We start from the raw sequence: 17,862 nt of genomic DNA on the forward strand, positions 1-17,862 counted from the left end.
ACGGCCCCCGTGAGGCCGTCCACGGAGCCGGGTTCCACCGATCTGGGTGTCACGGATCTGCCCGCCGTCGAGATCCGCAACCTCCGCTTCCGCTACCCGGGAGCCGAAGTCGATGCGTTGCGCGGAGTGGACCTGACGATCACCCAGGGCGACTTCGTGGCCGTGGTCGGCGGCAACGGTTCGGGCAAGACCACCTTGTGCAAGACCTTCAACGGTCTGATTCCGCACTTCTGGAACGGTGACATCTCTGGCACGGTCCGCATCGTCGGGGAGCCCACCGCCCACCGCACGGTGGGCGAGATCGCCAACCAGGTCGGCTACGTCTTCCAGGACTTCGGCAACCAGTTGGTCCGCCCGCGGGTGCGTGACGACGTCGCGTTCGCCCCGATCAACTTCGGTCTGGCCGACTGGGAGCGACGCGCCGACGAGGCGCTCGACGTCCTGGGGATCACCCATCTGGCCCAGCACTACACCTGGCAGCTGTCCGGAGGCCAGCAGCACCTGACGGCGCTGGCGGGGGCGTTGGCCCTGGCTCCGGGGATCCTGGTGGTGGACGAGCCGGCCGCCGAGGTGGATCCCCGCCGGGCCACCGCGATCTACGAGCACCTGCGCCAGCTCAACACCGAGCACGGCATCACCGTCGTCGTGATCGAGCACCATGCCGAACTGGTCGCCCGGTACGCCAAATCCGTCGTCCTGATGGCTGACGGGCTGGTCAGATGGCACCTGCCCGTGTCCGAGGCCCTGTCGCGCACCGAGGATCTCGAGGCGGCGGACATTCCGGCTCCCCAAGTCGTCGCAGCGGCGCGAGCGTTGGTGCCGGAGGTGGCCCGTGGGGAGCGGCAGGTGCCGCTCACGGTTGAGTCGGCGGCCGAGATGCTCCGTGATCATCCCGTGCGACCAGCGACGACCTCGACGCCAGCGGTCCCGGAGGTGACGGGCGTTCGCCCGAGCATTGCCTCGCTCGACTCCGTCACCCATGGCTACATCAGCGTGTCGGGAGGACGGTCCAAGGTCATCGACGGCCTCTCCCTCGACCTCCGCGACGGTGAACGCGTGGCTCTGGTCGGCACCAACGGCGCGGGCAAGTCGACGCTGCTGTCGGTCATGGCCGGACTCGCCGTGCCGCAGGCGGGCACCGTCGTGGTCGACGGCCACGACACTCGGTCCGTGACGGCCGCCGAGCTGGCCAACCGGGTCTGCTATCTGGTGCAGCGGCCCGATGAGATGTTCCTGCAGGACTCGATCCGAGGCGACATCGCCATGTTCCCGGCCGGCCGCTCCGTGCCCGACACCGACGAGATCGTCGACCAGGTGCTGGAGCGGATGAAGCTCACCGACCTGCAGGACCGTGACGGTCGCATGCTGTCGGGTGGCCAGCAGCGCCGAGCGACGCTGGCCGTCGCGCTGGCGATGCGACCGCGGCTCCTGCTCCTCGACGAGCCGACCTCCTCGCTCGACCTGCGCTCGCGCGACGACGTGATCGCGTTGCTCACCGCACTCTCCGAGCACATCCGGTGCACGGTGGTGGCCACCCACGACATGCACCTGGTGGCCGAGTGGGCCGACCGGGTGATCGTGCTCGACCGGGGCGCCGTCATCGCCGACACCGACCCAGCCACGCTGTTCGCCGACGCCGAGGTGTTGCAGCAGGCCCGGCTCGTTCCGCCCCAGGTGGCCCAGCTCGGGGAGGCGCTGGGCCTCTCGCCCGTGCCCCTGAGCGTGCCCGAACTCGTGGGCCGACTCATTCCTGAGGAGATCTGATGACCGTCACCGCCCAGGCGTTCGACCCCCACGACACTGTCGACCCAGGGGTCGGTACGTCCGGCACGAGCACCGATCCGTCCGGTTCTGGCACCGGCTCCGGTGTCAAACCCGAACGACACCGCAAGGGCCGCGACCGCGCCTCGGTGGAATGGGTGAAGGTCGAGTTGATGCGGGTGGCGTACGCAACCCGTGGCGGCTTCCTCGCCCGTCGCGACCCGCGTGCGGTGCTGGGCTGGTACGTCATCTTGGCGGTCGCCCCGTGGCTCACCTACTCGAAGCCGACGCTGATGATCCTGGCCGGCCTTGCCCTGGCCAGCGCCCTCGCTGCGCGAATCGGGCCCCTGCTGCTCGGCCTCTTCCTCTTCGGCTTGCTGGGGCAGATCCTCTATCTGGGGGTGATGATCGTCGTCTTCGGAGGCAACACCGCTGCGATCGAGGGACTGGTCGAGGTCTCGCTCAAGCTCGGCATCATCTCCTTGGCGAGCATGGCGGCCTTCGTCTCCCTCGACCCGGAGAAGCTCTCCGACGGCCTGGCTGCCCTCCGTGCGCCGGCCGTCATCGGGTTCGGTGTCTCGTACGCCTACCGGATGATCCCGCTGCTCATCGACGAGTTCCAGACGATCATCGACGGTCACCGGCTGCGTGGGGCCCCGCCGGCGGGGCACGGTTTCCTGGGGTGGCGGACGGCCCGTCGGATCGGGATCGTCGCGGTGCAGTCGTTCTACCCGCTCTTCCTCAACACGGCCAAGCGCACCCGCACCACCGTCGAGGCGCTGGAGACCAGGGGATTCACCCTCACCGGGGGCGCCAACCCGGCGGGCCGCGCCCTCCGCCTCTCCGCACTGCGCTTCACGCACGCTGACGCCCTGCTGCTGGTCGCCACGATGGGCCTGGTGGTGGGCGCGTTCTGGGCCGGCGGAGTGCTCGAGACCGGCGGACAGCCCCCCGGAAGCTGAGGCGTGGGGCTCGGTCGGTCACAAGCCCTTTGCCGCTGGACCGCGTGTGGACTCGCGGTCGATTGCGCCGCCGCGGTTTACGTCCCGGTCGGGAACGACCCGTATTCTGTGCTCGTTGTGGTCAACAGTTGACCACCAGCCCGACAGAGACGAGAGATGGAACCTTCCCATAGTCCCGAGCCCGAACCTCCCGGACCGCACCGCGGTGTCGTGACGAGAGGCGCGGGCGACCTTCAGCCGGGAGGGATCCGATGACGGTCCTCTCCCTCCTCCTGGGCATCGTGGTGATCCTCGCGATCACGGCCCTCACGGCCTACTTCGTGGCGCAGGAGTTCGCCTACATGGCGGTGGACCGCTCCCGTCTGGGTGCAGCGGCTGCCGCCGGTGACAGCACGGCGCAGCGCGCACTCGGCGTCACCCAGCGCACCTCCTTCATGCTCTCGGGCGCCCAGCTCGGCATCACCGTCACCGGCCTGCTCGTCGGTTACGTCGCCGAGCCGCTCGTCGGCCAGGCCCTCGGCACGATGCTCGGAGGGGTCGGCGTGCCGACCGCCGTCGGCGTCGGTGTCGGGACGGTGCTGGCGCTCGCCCTCTCCACGGGTGTGCAGATGGTCTTCGGTGAGCTCTTCCCGAAGAACCTCGCCATCGCCCGTCCCGAGCCCGTCGCCCGCTGGCTCGCCCGGTCGACGCAGGTCTACCTCAAGCTCTTCGGCTGGCTGATCTGGATCTTCGACCAGTCCTCGAACCTCCTGCTCAAGATGCTCGGGATCGAGCCGGTGCACGACGTCGAGCACTCCGCGACCCCGCGCGACCTCGAGGCGATCGTGGAGCGCTCCCGCGACTCCGGCGACCTCAGCCCGGCGCTCTCGCTGCTGCTCGACCGGATCCTCGACTTCCCCGACGAGACGGTCGACCACGCGATGATCCCGCGGGTGCACGTCGGCCACTTCGACCCCGACACCACGCTCGCGGAGATCCGCTCGGAGATGAGTGGGGGCCACTCGCGCTACCCGGTCATCGACGACGAGGACCAGGTCGTTGGCATCGTCGACCTCATCGACGTGATGACGGCTCGCGACGAGACCCTGACCGCCACCGACCTGGCGCGCCCGGCCCTCCTGGTGCCGACCCTGATGAAGCTGCCCGAGGCCGTGCAGGAGTTCGCGCTCACCAAGCAGCAGATGGCCTGCGTCCTCGACGAGTACGGCGGCTTCGCCGGCGTGGTCACCATCGAGGACCTGGCCGAGGAGCTGGTCGGCGAGATCACCGACGAGCACGACAGCGACGTGGCCGAGGTCCAGGCCGTCGCCGCCGCCGACGGCACCTGGATCGTGGCGGGCTCCACGCCCGTCGACGAGGTGCAGCGCGCCATGGACCGCGACCTGCCCGACGGTGACTACGAGACTCTTGCCGGCCTCTTCATCGCCCTGCACGGTCGCCTTCCCGAGGTCGGCACGACGGTCGAGATCGACCTCGGTGAGGACCTCGGCCGCCTGCCCGGGGAAGACCCGGGCATCCGCCAGGTCAGCCTGGAGGTCCTGGAGCTCGACGGCCACGTGCCCGGCCGGATCCGGCTCACCCTGCTCGACGAGGACGGCGAGCGCTACGAGCGCCCCGCCGACCAGGTCGCGGAGATCGAAGAGGCCCTCTCCCTCGACACCCCGGCGCGGGGCACGGCCCTGTCCCCGCCGAGCCCTGTCGCAGACCCGGCCCCCACCACCGACGAGGGGAGGTCGTGATGGAGAACCCGTGGGTGGTGGCCGTCGCCACCGTGCTGATCATCGGCCTCTCGGCCTTCTTCGTGGCCGTCGAGTTTGCCCTCATTTCCGCGCGCCGCAACCGGCTCGAGGAGAAGGCGGCCGACAGCCGCTCGGCCCGCGCCGCGCTGCGCAGCTCCGGCGAGCTCACCCTGCTGCTCGCCGGGTCTCAGCTCGGCATCACCGTCTGCACCTTGGCTCTCGGTGCGATCACCAAGCCGGCGGTCCACCACTGGTTGACCCCGCTCTTCGAGGGCTGGGGCATCGCTGCCTGGCTGGCTGACGGCGCAGGCTTCGTGCTCGCGCTCATCATCGTCACCTTCCTCCACCTGGTGGTGGGGGAGATGGCGCCGAAGTCGTGGGCCATCGCCCACCCGGAGACGTCGGCCACCGTGCTGGCGCTGCCGATGCGGGCCTTCATGTGGGTCTTCCGCCCCGTGCTGCGCTGGCTCAACGGCGCTGCCAACTGGTGCCTGCAGCGGGTCGGGGTCGAGGCGACCGACGACATCGAGGCGGGGCAGAACCCCGACGCGCTGAGGGTGCTGGTCAAGCACTCCGCGGAGGTCGGGTCGCTCGACGAGACCTACTCCTCGCAGCTGACCCGCGCCCTGGAGCTCGACCGGCTCACCCTGGGCGACATCGTGCGTCGCGGGCGGGTCACCGTGGTGCCGCTCGAGGCGAGCGTCGCCGATGCCCAGTCGACCTCGCTGCGCTCCAGCCACCTGCGGATCCTCGTGGGCGACAGCAGCCGGATCCACGGCATGGTTCACGTCCGCGACACCCTGAGTGCCGCGCCCGACGACCTGGTGACCTCGTTCCTGCGGCCCGTCGAACGGCTCGACGCGGGCATGAAGGTCTACGACGCGTTGGGTCACATGCGCCGCGCCAGTTCGCACCTGGTGCTGGTCACCGAGGAGGGTGACGCGGTGGGGGTGGTCACCATGGCCGACCTGCTCAAGGGCCTCTTCCCGCTCTCCGAGCAGCCGGTCTGAGGCAGCAGTAGCATCATGCCCGTGGCCAGCCCCGTCCGTCCCGGCACTGCCGGCGCCGTGGCCTCCGCCCGCGTGCCGGTGTGGGGGCGGGCCGGCGTGCTCGGTGCCGTCGCGATGGCCACCGGCACCGTGTCCCACGTGCTGGGGCAGGGTCATCTGCCCGGTCCCGTGGCTTTGGCTGCGCTCCTGGCCGTCTGCGTCGCCGTCGCCGCGTTCTTCCTGCGGGTGCGCGCCACCGCCGTGCGTCTGGTCCTGCTCGTGGTGGCCGGGCAGACGTTCGTGCACGGTGCCCTGTCGTCGTTGGCGGGTCACCGGGGCGACGCCTCCCCGGCGCCGACGCCGCTGCCGGACATGCCCACGGGGGACGCCCGGCCCAGTCGCTTCTTCGACCACTACGAGTCGGTGGCGGCCTCCACGCTCGCCGGCCCGACGCGCAGCGACTGGCTGGCCCACCAGGTCGAGCACCTCACTGCCCAGGGGCCGGCGATGGTGCTGGCCCACCTGGGCGGAGCCGTCGCCCTGGGTCTCTTCCTGGCCGTCGGGGAGTCGGCCCTGTGGAGCCTGCTCGCCCTGGCCGTGGCCCGGGCCCTGGTGCGCACGCGCGCGCTGACGCAGACGGCGGTGGCCCGGGGCGTACGACGTGGGGTGGCGCTGCGCGCCGGTCTGCTCGGCAGCCCCCTGCTCCCGGTGCTGCGCCCCGCCCTGCTCGACCGCCGCACCGAGAAGCACCGCGGACCCCCGTTCGTCCTCGTCGCCTGATCCGGTCAGGCCACCACCCCGGGACCCGCGTCCCGGTGGGCCGTCGTGCCCGCCCCGACCACCTTCTTCCAGCGAGGACACCCATGAACCTGCGTACGCCCATCCACCCCCGCTCCACCCGTCGACGCCCGCGCGTCGCCGCGAGCATCGCCGCCCTCCTGCTCGCCGCCACCCTGGCCGCCTGCGGGAATGAGACCGACGCACCCGGGGCCGACCCCAGCGCCACCCCCGCCGCCGCGTCGGCGGAGTCGCTCACCGTCGAGGACCCGTGGGTCCGCAGCACCGACGGCGCCGAGGACACCTCCATGACCGGTGCCTTCATGGTGCTCGACAACACCGGTGACGAGGAGCTCACCGTCACCGGCGCCTCCAGCGACGTCGCGAAGAAGGTCGAGCTCCACGAGATGGCCATGGTCGACGGTGCCTCGGTGATGCGGGAGATCGACGGTGGCATCGTCCTGGCGGCCGGCAAGGGCCAGCTGCTCCAGCCCGGCGGCATGCACGTGATGCTGATGGGCCTGACCGAGGAGCTCCCCGCCGGCGCGGAGGTCGACCTCGTGCTCGAGCTCGCCGACGGGTCGACCCTCGAGGTGAACGCCCCGGTGAAGGCCTTCACCGAGGAGGACGAGCACTACCACGCGCCCGGCACCGGCGACCACGAGCACTGAGGGGAGAGCAACGATGGCGGACCTCGGCCGTCGAGGCTTCCTCGGCTACCTCGGCACGGCCGCGGCCGGCACCGCACTGGGAGCGGGTGCCGGCGTCGCCGGCGCCCGCGCCCTGGACGACCCGGACGGTTCGGACGCCCTGCGCACCCCCGGTCCGGGGCGTCGGGGCGAGGAGATCCCGGCGTGGGGCGACCACCAGCCCGGGGTGGCGGCCCACCCGACGCCTGTCACGGAGGTCGTCACGCTCGACGTGCTGCCGGCGCTGCACCGCGCCGGCGACACCGAGGCGCTGGCCCGTCTGATGCGGGTGTGGACCACGGACGTCGAGGCCCTCACCGCCGGCCAGGGGACGCCCGGTGACACCGCCCCCTGGCTGGCCGCGGCGCACAACGACCTCACCGTGACCGTGGGCCTCGGGCCACGGCTCTTCGAGGGGCAGTGGCGGCTGGAGGCCCCTCGCGGCTTCGGCCGGGTGCCGGCCATGCGCCACGACCGGCTGGAGAAGGAGTGGAGCGGCGGCGACCTGGTGGTCGTGGTCGCCGGACGCGACGGCACGACAGTGGGCCACGCCGTACGCCGGCTGGTCGCCGACGCCGCACCGTTCGCCACGCTGCGGTGGCGTCAGGGCGGGTCGTGGCAGCCCCACGACCCGCAGGGGCGCCCGCAGACCGGCCGCAACCTCTTCGGCCAGGTGGACGGGTCGGCCAACCCGCGGCCCGGCACCGACCTCTTCGACCAGACCGTCTGGGTGCGCGACGGTGCCTGGGCGGGCGGCACGTCATTGGTCGTGCGCCGGATCCGGATGGACCTGCGCACCTGGGACGAGCTCACGCGCAGCGAGCAGGAGCGTTCCGTGGGCCGCGACCTCGAGCGCGGGGCGCCGTTGACCGGCGGGGGAGAGCTCGACGATGTCGACCTGGGGGCCCGGGAGGGCCGCAGGTTCCTGATCGCCGAGAACTCCCACGTACGCCGCTCCCACCCCTCGACCAACGGCGGTCGGCGGATCTTCCGCAAGGGCGCGAACTACGAGCACTTCCACGACGGACGCACGGAGGTCGGGCTGCTCTTCCTGAGCTACCAGGCCGACCTGGGCGACCAGTTCGTGCCGATCCAGCGCACCCTCGACCAGGCCGACGAGCTCAACGAGTGGACCACCGCGGTCGGCTCTGCCGAGTTCGCCGTGCTGCCCGGCTTCGCCGAGGGCGAGTGGCTGGGCCAGCGACTCCTCACCTGACCCCGGCCCTCGTGACGCCACGAGGGTGGCCGGGGAGGATCACTCCGGTAGGCCGGAGGGGGTGCAGAGCTCCTTGGGCAGGTTCTCGGTGTCGTCGGCCTTCAGGTGGGCGAAGTAGGTCTTCGACCGCTCCGGGTCCCAGGTCACCGCGAGGTCGCGGATCGGCACGCCGCAGGTCATGCCGGAGTCGCCGTCGAGGCGGGTCATCGCCCAGGCGAAGCGCGCCATCGAGAAGGGGCTGCTGCCCTCGCTGACGCTGAAAGAGGTGGCGCTGGCCATCGCCACGTCGTAGTAGCGCTTCGGGTTGAGCAGCGTCCAGGGGGAGAGGGCCTCGCGGCCGACGGCGGAGACGACCTCGCGCTGGGCCCGGGCCCGGTCGACGTCACCGAGCTGCTTGTAGGTCTTGCGGGAGCGGGCGTAGCCCAGCGCCGTGGGGCCGTCGGCCTCCTGGCAGCCGGCCTCGATGTCGAGCTTGGCCTGCGGGTCCTTCATGGCGGCCTTCGGGCAGATCTCGATGCCGCCCACCGCGTCGACCATCCCGACGAAGCCGCCGAAACCGATCTCGACGTAGTGGTCGACCTGGACGCCGGTGTTCTTCTCGACCGTCTCGACGAGCAGGGGCGCGCCACCCCAGGCGTACGCTGCGTTGATCTTGTTGCGTCCACGGCCGGGGATGTCGACCAGGGAGTCCCGCGGGATCGAGGTCAGGACGTTGGGTCCCGAGCCGTCCTGCAGGAGCATGATGGTGTCCGTACGCCGCCCGCCGGCGTTGCCGGTGCCCAGCCGGCGCCGCTCGGCCTTGGTGAGCCCCTCACGGGAGTCGCTGCCGACCAGCAGGTAGGTGGTGCCGGGCTGGGACCCGAGGCGGTCCTCGCCGAACGCCTCGACCTTGCTGACCTCCCGCCAGGCCAGGACGGGCACCGCGACGAGGAAGACGAGCCACAGCAGCAGCAGGACCTTGACCACCCGCCAGACCCGTCGCCCGCCGCCTCCGCGGCCACCCCGGCGACCCCGACCCGGTCGGTCCGGGGCGGCTGGCGGCGCAGCGGGAGGGACAGGTCGCTCGCTGGGCCGCTGGGTCGCGGGGGGTGTCGTTCGCCCGCTGGGGGAGGTGCGCATCACCCGGGTCTCGTCGGCCCGGGGAGCCTGGGAGGTCTGGTCGGAGCCGCTGCCCTCGCCGTAGAGCCAGCGGTACTCCGGGGAGCCCTCCTCGGGGCCACCTGCGCCGGGACGTCGTGTTGCCATGGCGACGAAACTACCCCGGCGTGGGGCGCAGACACGCCGGAACCGCTGCGGCCCTGTGGCCGGTGTGACTGGTGATACTGAGGGCACAGTCCGCCGCGGCTGTTCCTTCCCCACAGCAGAGAGCCCCGATGTCGTCGATCGCACCACCCCCACCCCTCGCGCCCCTCGGCGTGGAGGACCGCGCCGCCCGGGTCCGCTTCCGGCGGGCGGTCACGCTGCTGCTCATGACCCTGGTGCTGCCGGGGTCGGCCCAGCTGGTGGCGGGTGACAGACGGCTGGGCCGCGTCGCGCTGCGCGTCTGGGGCGTCCTGGTGGCCGTCGGCCTGGTGACGCTCCTGCTGACCTGGCTGTGGCCAGCCCTGGGGTTGACCGCCGGCACCAGCCCGCTGGTGCTGGGGGTGCTGCGCCTGGTGATGATCGTGGTGGCGATCGGCTGGGGCGTGCTCTTCGTCGACGCGTGGAGGCTGGGTCGGCCCCTGTCGCTGCTGCGCAACCACCGGCTCTCCCTGGTCGGGATCAACGGTGCGCTGTGTGTCGTCGTGGTCGGCTCGCTGCTGTTCGGGGCCCACGTCGTCAACGTGCAGCGTTCCTTCTGGATCGCCGTCGCCGGCGACGGCGACGTGGCCGGGGCCAGCGACGGTCGCTACAACGTGCTGCTCGCCGGTGGCGACGCCGGCGCCGGTCGCACCGGTCTGCGTCCCGACTCGCTGATGGTCGCCAGCATCGACGCCGAGACCGGTCGCACCGTGCTCATCGGCCTGCCGCGCAACATGAGCAACTTCCCCTTCGCCGAGGGCTCGGTGATGGCCGAGCAGTTCCCCGACGGGTTCGACTGCGACGGCTGCATGCTCAACGGAGTCAGCACCTGGGCCCACGACCACCCCGAGCTCTTCAAGCGGCGCAAGGACGTCGGCATGGCCGCCACCGTCTCCGCGGTCGAGGGCATCACCGGCCTGGAGGTCGGCTACTGGGCGCTGGTCGACATGCGAGGCTTCCGCCAGCTCGTCGACGCCTTCGGCGGCGTGGAGCTCCACGTGCGCGACCGGATCCCGGTGGGGCTGCCCCACGAGTCCTACTTCCACCACATCGAGCCGGGCGTACGCACCCTCGACGGTGAGGACGCGCTCTGGTTCGCCCGCGCCCGCCACGGCTCGGACGACTACTCGCGGATGGCGCGGCAGAAGTGCGTGATGAGCGCGATGGTCTCCCAGGTCAACCCGGCCGAGGCGGTGCTCAACCTGCGCGAGATCATGGAGGCCGGGTCCGCCATGCTCACCACCAACATGCCCGGCAGCGAGTTCGACCGGTTCATCTCCTTGGCGCTGAAGGCCAAGGAGCAGAAGATGTCCAGCGTCTCCCTGGTCCCCCCGCTGCTGAACACCGCCGCCCCCGACATCGACGTGGCCCGGGCAGCCGTGGCCACCGCCATCGAGCGGTCGGAGAACCCGCCCGCCAAGAAGCCCGACGGACGCAAGAAGGGCGGCGGCTCGGTGACCGGTGGGTCGAAGGGCAGCCTGTCGACCGGCTACGTGGCCAACGACACCGACGACGTCGCCGCCGCCTGCTGACGCCTCAGCCGGCGCCCTCCGCGCGGCTCAGCTCGGCCTTCCACTCCCGGAAGCCCTCCTCGCTGCGCCCCCGGCGCCAGTAGCCGGAGATGGAGGCGTCCGCACGGGGCACCCCACGCTCCTTCAGGACGTAGGGACGGATGCCGTGCATGACCGCACCGGCCTCCCCGTGGACGAAGACGTGGACCCGACCCGGCAGCCACTCGACGGCCCGGACCGCCTCGTCCAGCGAGCCGCCCTCGGCCCGCAGCGCCCAGGAGACCTCCATCCGTGGCCCCTGGGGCAGGGGCAGGACGTCGTCGGGGCCGGAGACTTCCACGACCACCCGCGCGACGGCGTCGGGGTCGGCTGCCACGAGGGCCTCGAGGGCGGCGGCGACGGCCGGCAGGGCGGACTCGTCGCCGGCGAGCAGGTGCCAGTCGGCCTCGGGATCGGGGGAGTAGGCGCCGCCCGGCCCGCGCGCCACGAGCACCTCGCCGGGCTCCGCGCGGGTCGCCCAGACCCCGGCGACACCGTCGTCGCCGTGCACGACGAAGTCGATGGCCAGCGTCTGGGCGTCGAGGTCGAGCTCACGCACCGTGTAGGTGCGCAGCACGTCGCCGAGCTCCAGCTTCACGTAGCGGTCGGTGCACGCGCTCTGCGCGAAGGCCGCGAGGTCGCCGCTGAAGCGCACGCGCACCAGGTGCGGGGTCAGCTGCTCGCGCCCGGTGACCGTGAGCGTCGTCGTGGGGCGGGCAGCTCTGGCCCTGGGACCGGCGGAGGTGGTCATGGGTCCATGGTGCCGCGCCGGCGCGCGCCTGCCGACTCCGGTGTGCCGGCCGAGCGCAGCTAGGCTGCCCTGCGTGACACCACCCGGCCCCGAGCGTCCTCGCATCGTCGCGGCGGTGGTGACCTTCAACCGGCTCGAGCTGCTCCGGCGGCTCGTCGCGAGGTTGCGGGAGGTGCCGCAGGTCGACGAGGTCGTGGTGGTCGACAACGACTCCTCCGACGGCACCGGCGCGTGGCTCGCCGAGGTCGCCGCCACCCCCGGCACTCCCGTACGCCCCCGCCTGCTGCCCGAGAACCGCGGCGGCGCCGGCGGCTTCCGCGAGGGGCTCGACGCGGCCGTGGAGCTGGGGGCGGACCTCGTCTGGTTGATGGATGACGACGGCATGCCCGACCTCGACTGCCTGGAGCGGTTGCTGGTGCACGACGGCGCCCTCGACTTCTGGGGTCCGGCGGTGGTCGACGCCGAGCGCCCCGACCGCCTGGTCTTCCCGATCCGGTTGCCCGGCCGCGCCACGGTCGTCCACGACATGGCGGCGGTGCGCGCGGCGGCCGTCGACGGGCTGATCCGCGACGTGGTGATCCCCTTCAACGGGGTCCTGGTGACCCGAGAGCTGGTGCAGCGGATCGGATCGGTGCGTGCCGAGCTCTTCATCTGGGGCGACGACCACGAGTACCGGCTGCGCGCCGAGCGCGCCGGGGCCCGGATCGCCACCGTGGTCGACGCCACCGTGCGCCACCCGTCGGTCGGTGACCTCGGCACCCCCATGCTGGGCGGCCGGATGACCTACAACCACAGCCCCAGCGACCTCAAGCACTACTGCATGGCCCGCAACAACCTCCTCAACCTCAGGGAGTACCGCGGTCCGCTCCATGCCCTGGCCTTCGTCGCCAAGACCGTGTGGTTCTACCTGGTCACCCGCCGCGACCTCGGACGCTTGCGGCTCAGCTTCTCCGCCTTCGTCGCCGGCCTGCGTGGCGACTTCACCGGACACCGGAGGTTCCTCGCATGACGGCCCACGAGAGCGTCGCCGTGGTGGTGGTGACCTACAACCGCGCCGACCTGCTGGTCCGGATGCTCGACGGGCTGGCGGCGCAGACCCATCGCCCCGACCTCGTCGTGGTCGTCGACAACGCCAGCACCGACCACACCGCCGAGGTGCTGGCCGGGCGTGACGACCTGCCGCTGCACGTCATCAGCTCACCCGACAACCTGGGTGGCGCGGGTGGCTTCCACCTCGGCACCCGCACCGCCTACGAGCAGGGGTACGACCGCATCTGGCTGGTCGACGACGACGTGGTCCCGGCCCCGGACTGCCTGGCGGTGCTGATGGCGGCCGACGAGGACTGCCTGATGGTCGTGCGCGAGGACCTCTCCGGTGCGTTGGTGGAGAAGGCGGCCATCACCTTCGACCTCGCCAACCCCCTCGCCGTGCGCCCGAAGACGGCGAGCGTGGACACGACGTACGCCAGTCGCGCCGAGATGCCCGAGCGCGTCGCGGTGGAGAACGTGGCGTTCGAGGGGTTCATGACCCGGCGCAGCGTGATCGACGACGTGGGTCTGCCCGACCCGACGTTCTTCATCTTCTACGACGACGTCGACTTCGCCGTGCGCGCGCGCCGTTCGGGCCGCACGATCTGGGCCCTGCGCGACGCGGTGCTGGTGCGCCAGCTCGACTTCAACCAGCAGCACGACCTGTCGGGCTGGAAGGGCTACTACATGTACCGCAACCTCTTCGTGGTGCACCTGCGCTACGGGGAGAACGTGCTGGTGCGCCTCAAGCCGTGGCTGATCGCCCTGGCCGTGGTGGTCCTCAGTCCGCTGCGCGGTGGTCGTGCCGAGGCCTCGAACGTGACCCGGGCCATGAGGGACGCGTGGGGGATGCGTACGGTTCCCGGAACCGTCCAGCCACGCCGCTAGACTTCGGCTGCCCGTGCCTTGCGCGCTGGCCTGCCCTGAAGAACTTCGTGAGGAGCACGTCTTGTCCGAGTCCGCACCGTCGAGTGAGCCCCGGGACCTGCCAGACCTGGTGGTCGTCGGCTCCGGCTTCTTCGGTCTCACCGTCGCCGAGCGCTGCGCCACCGACCTGGACCTGAAGGTGCTCGTCCTGGAGCGTCGCTCGCACATCGGGGGCAACGCCTACTCGGAGTTCGACGAGGAGACGGGGATCGAGGTGCACAAGTACGGCACGCACCTCTTCCACACCTCCAACAAGCGGGTCTGGGAGTACGTGAACCGGTTCACCGAGTTCACGAACTACCAGCACCGGGTCTTCGCGAAGTACCAGGGGCAGGTCTACTCCTTCCCGATGAACCTGGGTCTGATCAACCAGTTCTTCGGCAAGTCGCACACCCCCGACGAGGCGCGCGCGCTGATCGCCGAGCAGGCCAGCGAGATCGCCACCGCCGACGCCACCAACCTCGAGGAGAAGGCGATCTCCCTGATCGGTCGGCCCCTCTACGAGGCCTTCGTCAAGGGCTACACCGCCAAGCAGTGGCAGACCGACCCCAAGGAGCTCAGCGCTGACATCATCACGCGCCTCCCGGTCCGCTACACGTTCGACAACCGCTACTTCAACGACACCTGGGAGGGCCTACCGGTCGACGGCTACACCGCCTGGCTGACCCGGATGGCCGACCACCCGAACATCACCGTGCAGCTCGACACCGACTTCTTCGACGTCGTGGACGACTACAAGGGCAAGGTCCCGATCGTCTACACCGGACCCGTCGACGAGTACTTCGGCAACTCCGAGGGCCGCCTGTCGTGGCGCACCATCGACCTGGAGCAGGAGACGCTCGACGTCGACGACTACCAGGGCACCGGCGTGGTCAACGCCAACGACCAGGACGTCCCGTTCACCCGGGTGCTGGAGTTCAAGCACCTGCACCCCGAGCGCAAGCACCTGGCCGGCAAGACCATCGTGGTGCACGAGTACAGCCGCTTCGCCGAGGAGGGCGACGAGCCGTACTACCCGATCAACACCGCCGAGGACCGCGCCAAGCTGCTGAAGTACCGCGAGCTCGCGAAGCAGGAGCCGATGACCCTCTTCGGTGGCCGCCTCGGCACCTACAAGTACCTGGACATGCACATGGCGATCGGCGCGGCCCTCTCCATGTACGACAACAAGCTGCGCCCGCACTTCGCCGAGGGCGCGGCGCTGAAGAGCGGGGGAGTGGACGAATGACCGTCACCCACACGCAGGTCCACGAGGCCGCGGAGAGCATCCAGGAGGCCGGCAACGTCCGTGTCCTGCTGATGCGCCAGATCCTGCCCGTCGAGCGCGACACCGACGTCATCAAGCTCTACGTCGACCCCGACCCGGCCCAGCTGGACGCCGACAAGTACGACATCGGCCACTCCCGCGCCGCGCACGAGGCCAACGCGATCGCCACGCGCATCCAGAACGCCACCAAGGGCATCTCGGCGATCCACCCCGACCAGATCGTCTCGCGCACCGGCTTCCGCATCGAGGCCGGTGAGACCGTCTCCTTCGGCACCTACTTCAACGCCTTCCCGGCGTCCTACTGGCGCCGTCACACGATCGTCGACACCGTGCGCCTCACCGTGCACCTCGAGGGCACCGGCGGCACCGTCATCGTCTACCGCTCCATGGCCAACGGCCGCTCGCAGCGCGTCGACTCGGCCACTGTCGAGGGCGCCTCGGGCGAGTTCTCCTTCGACCTTCCGCTCAAGCCCTTCGTGGACGGAGGGTGGTACTGGTACGACGTCGTCTCCGCCGAGGGAGACGTGGTGGTGCAGGGTGCGGAGTGGACCGCCGAGGTGGCTCCTGAGGACGCGCCGAAGGGCACCGTCACGGTCGGCATCACCACGATGAACCGACAGGACTTCTGCGCCAAGCTGCTCACCCAGCTCGGCCAGGACCCGGCGCTCGAGGGTGTCGTCGACGAGGTCGTCGTCATGGAGCAGGGCAAGGACAAGGTCGTCGACTCGGAGTACTTCCCCGAGGCGCGCGAGTCCCTGGGTGACCGTCTGCGGATCATCGAGCAGGGCAACATCGGTGGCTCGGGTGGGTTCGCCCGGGCCCAGTACGAGGCCCTGAAGTCGGGCCGCTCCGACTACGTGCTCATGCTCGACGACGACGTCGAGTGCGAGACCGAGGGCCTGGTCCGCGCCGCCACCTTCGGCGACCTGTGCCGCCGACCCACGATCGTGGGCGGGCACATGTTCAGCATCTACCAGAAGACCCAGCTGCACAGCTTCGGCGAGACGATCGAGCCGTACTCCTTCTGGTGGGGCTCGGCTCCCGGGGTCACTCCGGCCTGGGACTTCGCCGAGCGCAACCTGCGCTCCACCCGGTGGCTGCACGCGCGCGTCGACGTGGACTACAACGGGTGGTTCATGTGCCTGATCCCCGTCCAGGTGCTGCGTGAGGTGGGTCTGTCCCTGCCGGTCTTCATCAAGTGGGACGACTCCGAGTTCGGCCTGCGCGCCAAGGCCGCCGGCTACCCGACGGTCTCCCTGCCCGGCGCGGCCGTGTGGCACGTGCCGTGGACCGACAAGAACGACGCGCTCGACTGGCAGTCCTACTTCCACGTCCGCAACCGGATGATCGCAGCGCTGCTGCACTCGAAGTACCCCCGTGGCGGGCGCCTGCTGCGTGAGAGCTTCAACCACCAGGTGAAGCACCTCGTCTCCATGCAGTACTCCACCGTCGAGCTGCGGCACAAGGCGCTCGAGGACGTGCTGGCCGGGCCCCACGCCCTGCACGGCGTGCTGGGCTCCACCCTCCCGGAGCTGAAGACCTTGGTCGCGGGCAGCGACGACGCCACGATCATCGCCGACCCGGCCGAGCTGCCCGAGGTCAAGCGGCACAAGCTGCCGCGCAAGGGCAAGCAGCCCGGTCCGGTGATCTCCGGTCGTGCGGCCACCCTCCAGGCGCTCCTGCAGCCGCTGCGTCAGCTGCGGGGCCCGCGGACCGACGCCCGGGAGCACCCCGAGGCGGAGATCAAGGCGATGGACGCCCGCTGGCACCTCATCGGTCGCTACGACTCCGCGCTCGTCTCGATGCCGGACGGCACCGGTGCGGCCTTCTACCGCCGCGACCCGCGACGCTTCAAGGAGCTGATGACGCGCACGGTCGAGATCCACCGCCGCCTCGTGGCCGAGTGGGACGAGCTCGCCCAGCAGTACCGCGCGGCCCTGCCGGAGATCACCTCGCCCGAGACGTGGGAGCAGACCTTCGAGCCCTGGATGACCTCCGGGGACGAGCGCGACGACGTCACGACGGCCGGGGCATGAGTCAGGGGTCGGCGTCGGCGGAGCTCCCGCCGCTGGCTCCTCCGGCGGCGAGCACGGGGCTCCTCGAGGTCTTCCGCAAGCGCTACCTGCTGCGGATGCTGGTGCGCAACACCATCAAGTCGCGCTACCAGGGCACCGCGCTGGGATGGACCTGGAGCTACCTCCAGCCGGCCATGCGCTTCGCGATGTTCTACTTCGTCTTCGAGGTGGCCATCGGGCGTGGTGGCGACGCCGTGCCGAACTTCGCCATCCACCTCTTCTGCGGCATGATCCTGGTCCACTTCTTCACCGAGACCTTCAACGGCGGCACCGCCTCGTTGGTGCGCAACCGGAGCCTCATCGGCAAGCTGCCGATGCCCAAGGAGCTCTTCCCGGTCTCGCGGATGATGGTCTCGCTGTGGCACACCGGGCCGATGCTGGTGATCCTGCTGGTCGGTTGCCTGGCGCTCGGATGGCGACCGGACCTCGTGGGAGTCGGGGCCGGGCTGCTGGCCTTCGCGATCCTCATCCCGTTGGCACTGGCGCTGGCCCTGTTCTTCAGCGTCCTCAACGTCTTCATGCGCGACTTCGGCAAGGTCGTGGGCACCCTGACGCAGTTCACGACCTTCAGCGTGCCGATGATCTACCCCTACACGATGGTCGCCGACCGGTTCGGTGAGACGGGCTCGCAGTTCTACCTGCTCAACCCGGTGGCCGAGGCGGTCCTGCTGATGCAGCGTTGCTTCTGGGTGGGCACGCACGACGATCCCCAGCACCTGATCGACACCCACTTCCCGGCCGACCTGTGGGCGCGCGGCGGCATCATGCTCGTGGCGAGCCTGGCCTTCCTCGGTGTGGCCCAGTGGTGGTTCGCCACCTTCGAGAAGCGTGTGGCGGAGAGGCTCTGAG

15 protein-coding genes are annotated in these 17,862 nt (G+C 70.8%); 13 read left to right on the top strand and 2 right to left on the bottom strand.

What is annotated here, in order from left to right:
• The first annotated feature begins 9 nt into the window (after positions 1-9).
• The 7 genes from IEQ44_RS02035 (at position 10) to IEQ44_RS02065 (ending at position 8,133) form a co-directional block, all read left to right on the top strand.
• Positions 10-1,764: an ABC transporter ATP-binding protein gene (locus IEQ44_RS02035; protein WP_193637028.1), complete on the top strand. Its 1,755-nt coding sequence runs from the start codon at positions 10-12 to the stop codon at positions 1,762-1,764.
• Entirely contained in the window at positions 1,764-2,723 is a 960-nt protein-coding gene (locus IEQ44_RS02040) for an energy-coupling factor transporter transmembrane component T family protein (RefSeq protein ID WP_193636775.1), read from the top strand. The genes IEQ44_RS02035 and IEQ44_RS02040 overlap by 1 nt, the downstream gene beginning before the upstream one ends.
• Positions 2,724-2,974: 251 nt before the next feature.
• Positions 2,975-4,462 carry a hemolysin family protein gene (locus IEQ44_RS02045; RefSeq protein ID WP_193636776.1) on the top strand — a complete coding sequence of 496 codons (1,488 nt, stop codon included), beginning with the start codon at positions 2,975-2,977 and terminating at the stop codon, positions 4,460-4,462.
• On the top strand, positions 4,462-5,472 hold the full coding sequence (locus IEQ44_RS02050) for a hemolysin family protein (RefSeq protein WP_193636777.1): 1,011 nt from the start codon (positions 4,462-4,464) through the stop codon (positions 5,470-5,472). The genes IEQ44_RS02045 and IEQ44_RS02050 overlap by 1 nt, the downstream gene beginning before the upstream one ends.
• 21 nt (positions 5,473-5,493) lie before the next feature.
• The gene (locus IEQ44_RS02055; RefSeq protein WP_193636778.1) at positions 5,494-6,231 is read left to right on the top strand and encodes a hypothetical protein; all 738 of its coding nucleotides are present in this window, start codon (positions 5,494-5,496) and stop codon (positions 6,229-6,231) included.
• 83 nt (positions 6,232-6,314) lie between these two features.
• A complete protein-coding gene (locus IEQ44_RS02060; RefSeq protein ID WP_193636779.1) occupies positions 6,315-6,899 on the top strand; it encodes a copper chaperone PCu(A)C in 585 nt (194 codons plus the stop codon).
• 13 nt (positions 6,900-6,912) lie between these two features.
• The gene (locus IEQ44_RS02065; RefSeq protein ID WP_193636780.1) at positions 6,913-8,133 is read left to right on the top strand and encodes a Dyp-type peroxidase; all 1,221 of its coding nucleotides are present in this window, start codon (positions 6,913-6,915) and stop codon (positions 8,131-8,133) included.
• A gap of 39 nt (positions 8,134-8,172) precedes the next feature.
• Here the strand turns inward: IEQ44_RS02065 and IEQ44_RS02070 are convergent, their stop codons facing one another.
• Positions 8,173-9,378, bottom strand: coding sequence for an LCP family protein (locus IEQ44_RS02070; RefSeq protein WP_193636781.1), 1,206 nt, complete (start codon positions 9,376-9,378; stop codon positions 8,173-8,175).
• A gap of 128 nt (positions 9,379-9,506) precedes the next feature.
• On the opposite strand from IEQ44_RS02070, the gene IEQ44_RS02075 reads away from it, so the two are divergent.
• Positions 9,507-10,946: an LCP family protein gene (locus IEQ44_RS02075; RefSeq protein WP_193636782.1), complete on the top strand. Its 1,440-nt coding sequence runs from the start codon at positions 9,507-9,509 to the stop codon at positions 10,944-10,946.
• A 4-nt stretch (positions 10,947-10,950) separates the two neighbouring features.
• On the opposite strand, the gene IEQ44_RS02080 is transcribed toward IEQ44_RS02075, so the two are convergent.
• Positions 10,951-11,715, bottom strand: a complete 765-nt coding sequence (locus IEQ44_RS02080; RefSeq protein ID WP_193636783.1) for a siderophore-interacting protein — start codon at positions 11,713-11,715, stop codon at positions 10,951-10,953.
• A 73-nt stretch (positions 11,716-11,788) separates the two neighbouring features.
• Between IEQ44_RS02080 and IEQ44_RS02085 the strand changes: the two genes are divergently transcribed.
• The 5 genes from IEQ44_RS02085 to IEQ44_RS02105 all read left to right on the top strand — a co-directional run bounded on the left by IEQ44_RS02085 (position 11,789) and on the right by IEQ44_RS02105 (position 17,861).
• A complete protein-coding gene (locus tag IEQ44_RS02085) occupies positions 11,789-12,724 on the top strand; it encodes a glycosyltransferase (protein ID WP_319804438.1) in 936 nt (311 codons plus the stop codon).
• Positions 12,721-13,632 (top strand): glycosyltransferase family 2 protein, encoded by a 912-nt coding sequence (locus IEQ44_RS02090; protein ID WP_193636785.1) that lies wholly within the window; start codon positions 12,721-12,723, stop codon positions 13,630-13,632. The genes IEQ44_RS02085 and IEQ44_RS02090 overlap by 4 nt, the downstream gene beginning before the upstream one ends.
• Before the next feature lie 61 nt (positions 13,633-13,693).
• Complete coding sequence (gene glf, locus IEQ44_RS02095) at positions 13,694-14,899, top strand: UDP-galactopyranose mutase (protein WP_193636786.1); 1,206 nt, start codon at positions 13,694-13,696, stop codon at positions 14,897-14,899.
• A complete protein-coding gene (locus tag IEQ44_RS02100; protein ID WP_193636787.1) occupies positions 14,896-16,974 on the top strand; it encodes a glycosyltransferase in 2,079 nt (692 codons plus the stop codon). The genes glf and IEQ44_RS02100 overlap by 4 nt, the downstream gene beginning before the upstream one ends.
• A complete protein-coding gene (locus IEQ44_RS02105; RefSeq protein WP_193636788.1) occupies positions 16,971-17,861 on the top strand; it encodes an ABC transporter permease in 891 nt (296 codons plus the stop codon). The genes IEQ44_RS02100 and IEQ44_RS02105 overlap by 4 nt, the downstream gene beginning before the upstream one ends.
• The last annotated feature ends 1 nt before the right edge of the window (position 17,862 follow it).

The organism is Nocardioides malaquae (genome assembly GCF_015070385.1).
Taxonomy (GTDB): Bacteria; Actinomycetota; Actinomycetes; order Propionibacteriales; family Nocardioidaceae; genus Nocardioides; species Nocardioides malaquae.

Coding starts and splice junctions, on each gene's coding strand:
- IEQ44_RS02075 (WP_193636782.1), top strand. CDS start 9,507: ATGTCGTCGATCGCACCACCCCCACCCCTCGCGCCCCTCGGCGTGGAG.
- IEQ44_RS02090 (WP_193636785.1), top strand. CDS start 12,721: ATGACGGCCCACGAGAGCGTCGCCGTGGTGGTGGTGACCTACAACCGC.
- IEQ44_RS02100 (WP_193636787.1), top strand. CDS start 14,896: ATGACCGTCACCCACACGCAGGTCCACGAGGCCGCGGAGAGCATCCAG.
- IEQ44_RS02040 (WP_193636775.1), top strand. CDS start 1,764: ATGACCGTCACCGCCCAGGCGTTCGACCCCCACGACACTGTCGACCCA.
- IEQ44_RS02105 (WP_193636788.1), top strand. CDS start 16,971: ATGAGTCAGGGGTCGGCGTCGGCGGAGCTCCCGCCGCTGGCTCCTCCG.
- IEQ44_RS02070 (WP_193636781.1), bottom strand. CDS start 9,378: ATGGCAACACGACGTCCCGGCGCAGGTGGCCCCGAGGAGGGCTCCCCG.
- IEQ44_RS02065 (WP_193636780.1), top strand. CDS start 6,913: ATGGCGGACCTCGGCCGTCGAGGCTTCCTCGGCTACCTCGGCACGGCC.
- IEQ44_RS02045 (WP_193636776.1), top strand. CDS start 2,975: ATGACGGTCCTCTCCCTCCTCCTGGGCATCGTGGTGATCCTCGCGATC.
- IEQ44_RS02050 (WP_193636777.1), top strand. CDS start 4,462: ATGGAGAACCCGTGGGTGGTGGCCGTCGCCACCGTGCTGATCATCGGC.
- IEQ44_RS02080 (WP_193636783.1), bottom strand. CDS start 11,715: ATGACCACCTCCGCCGGTCCCAGGGCCAGAGCTGCCCGCCCCACGACG.
- IEQ44_RS02060 (WP_193636779.1), top strand. CDS start 6,315: ATGAACCTGCGTACGCCCATCCACCCCCGCTCCACCCGTCGACGCCCG.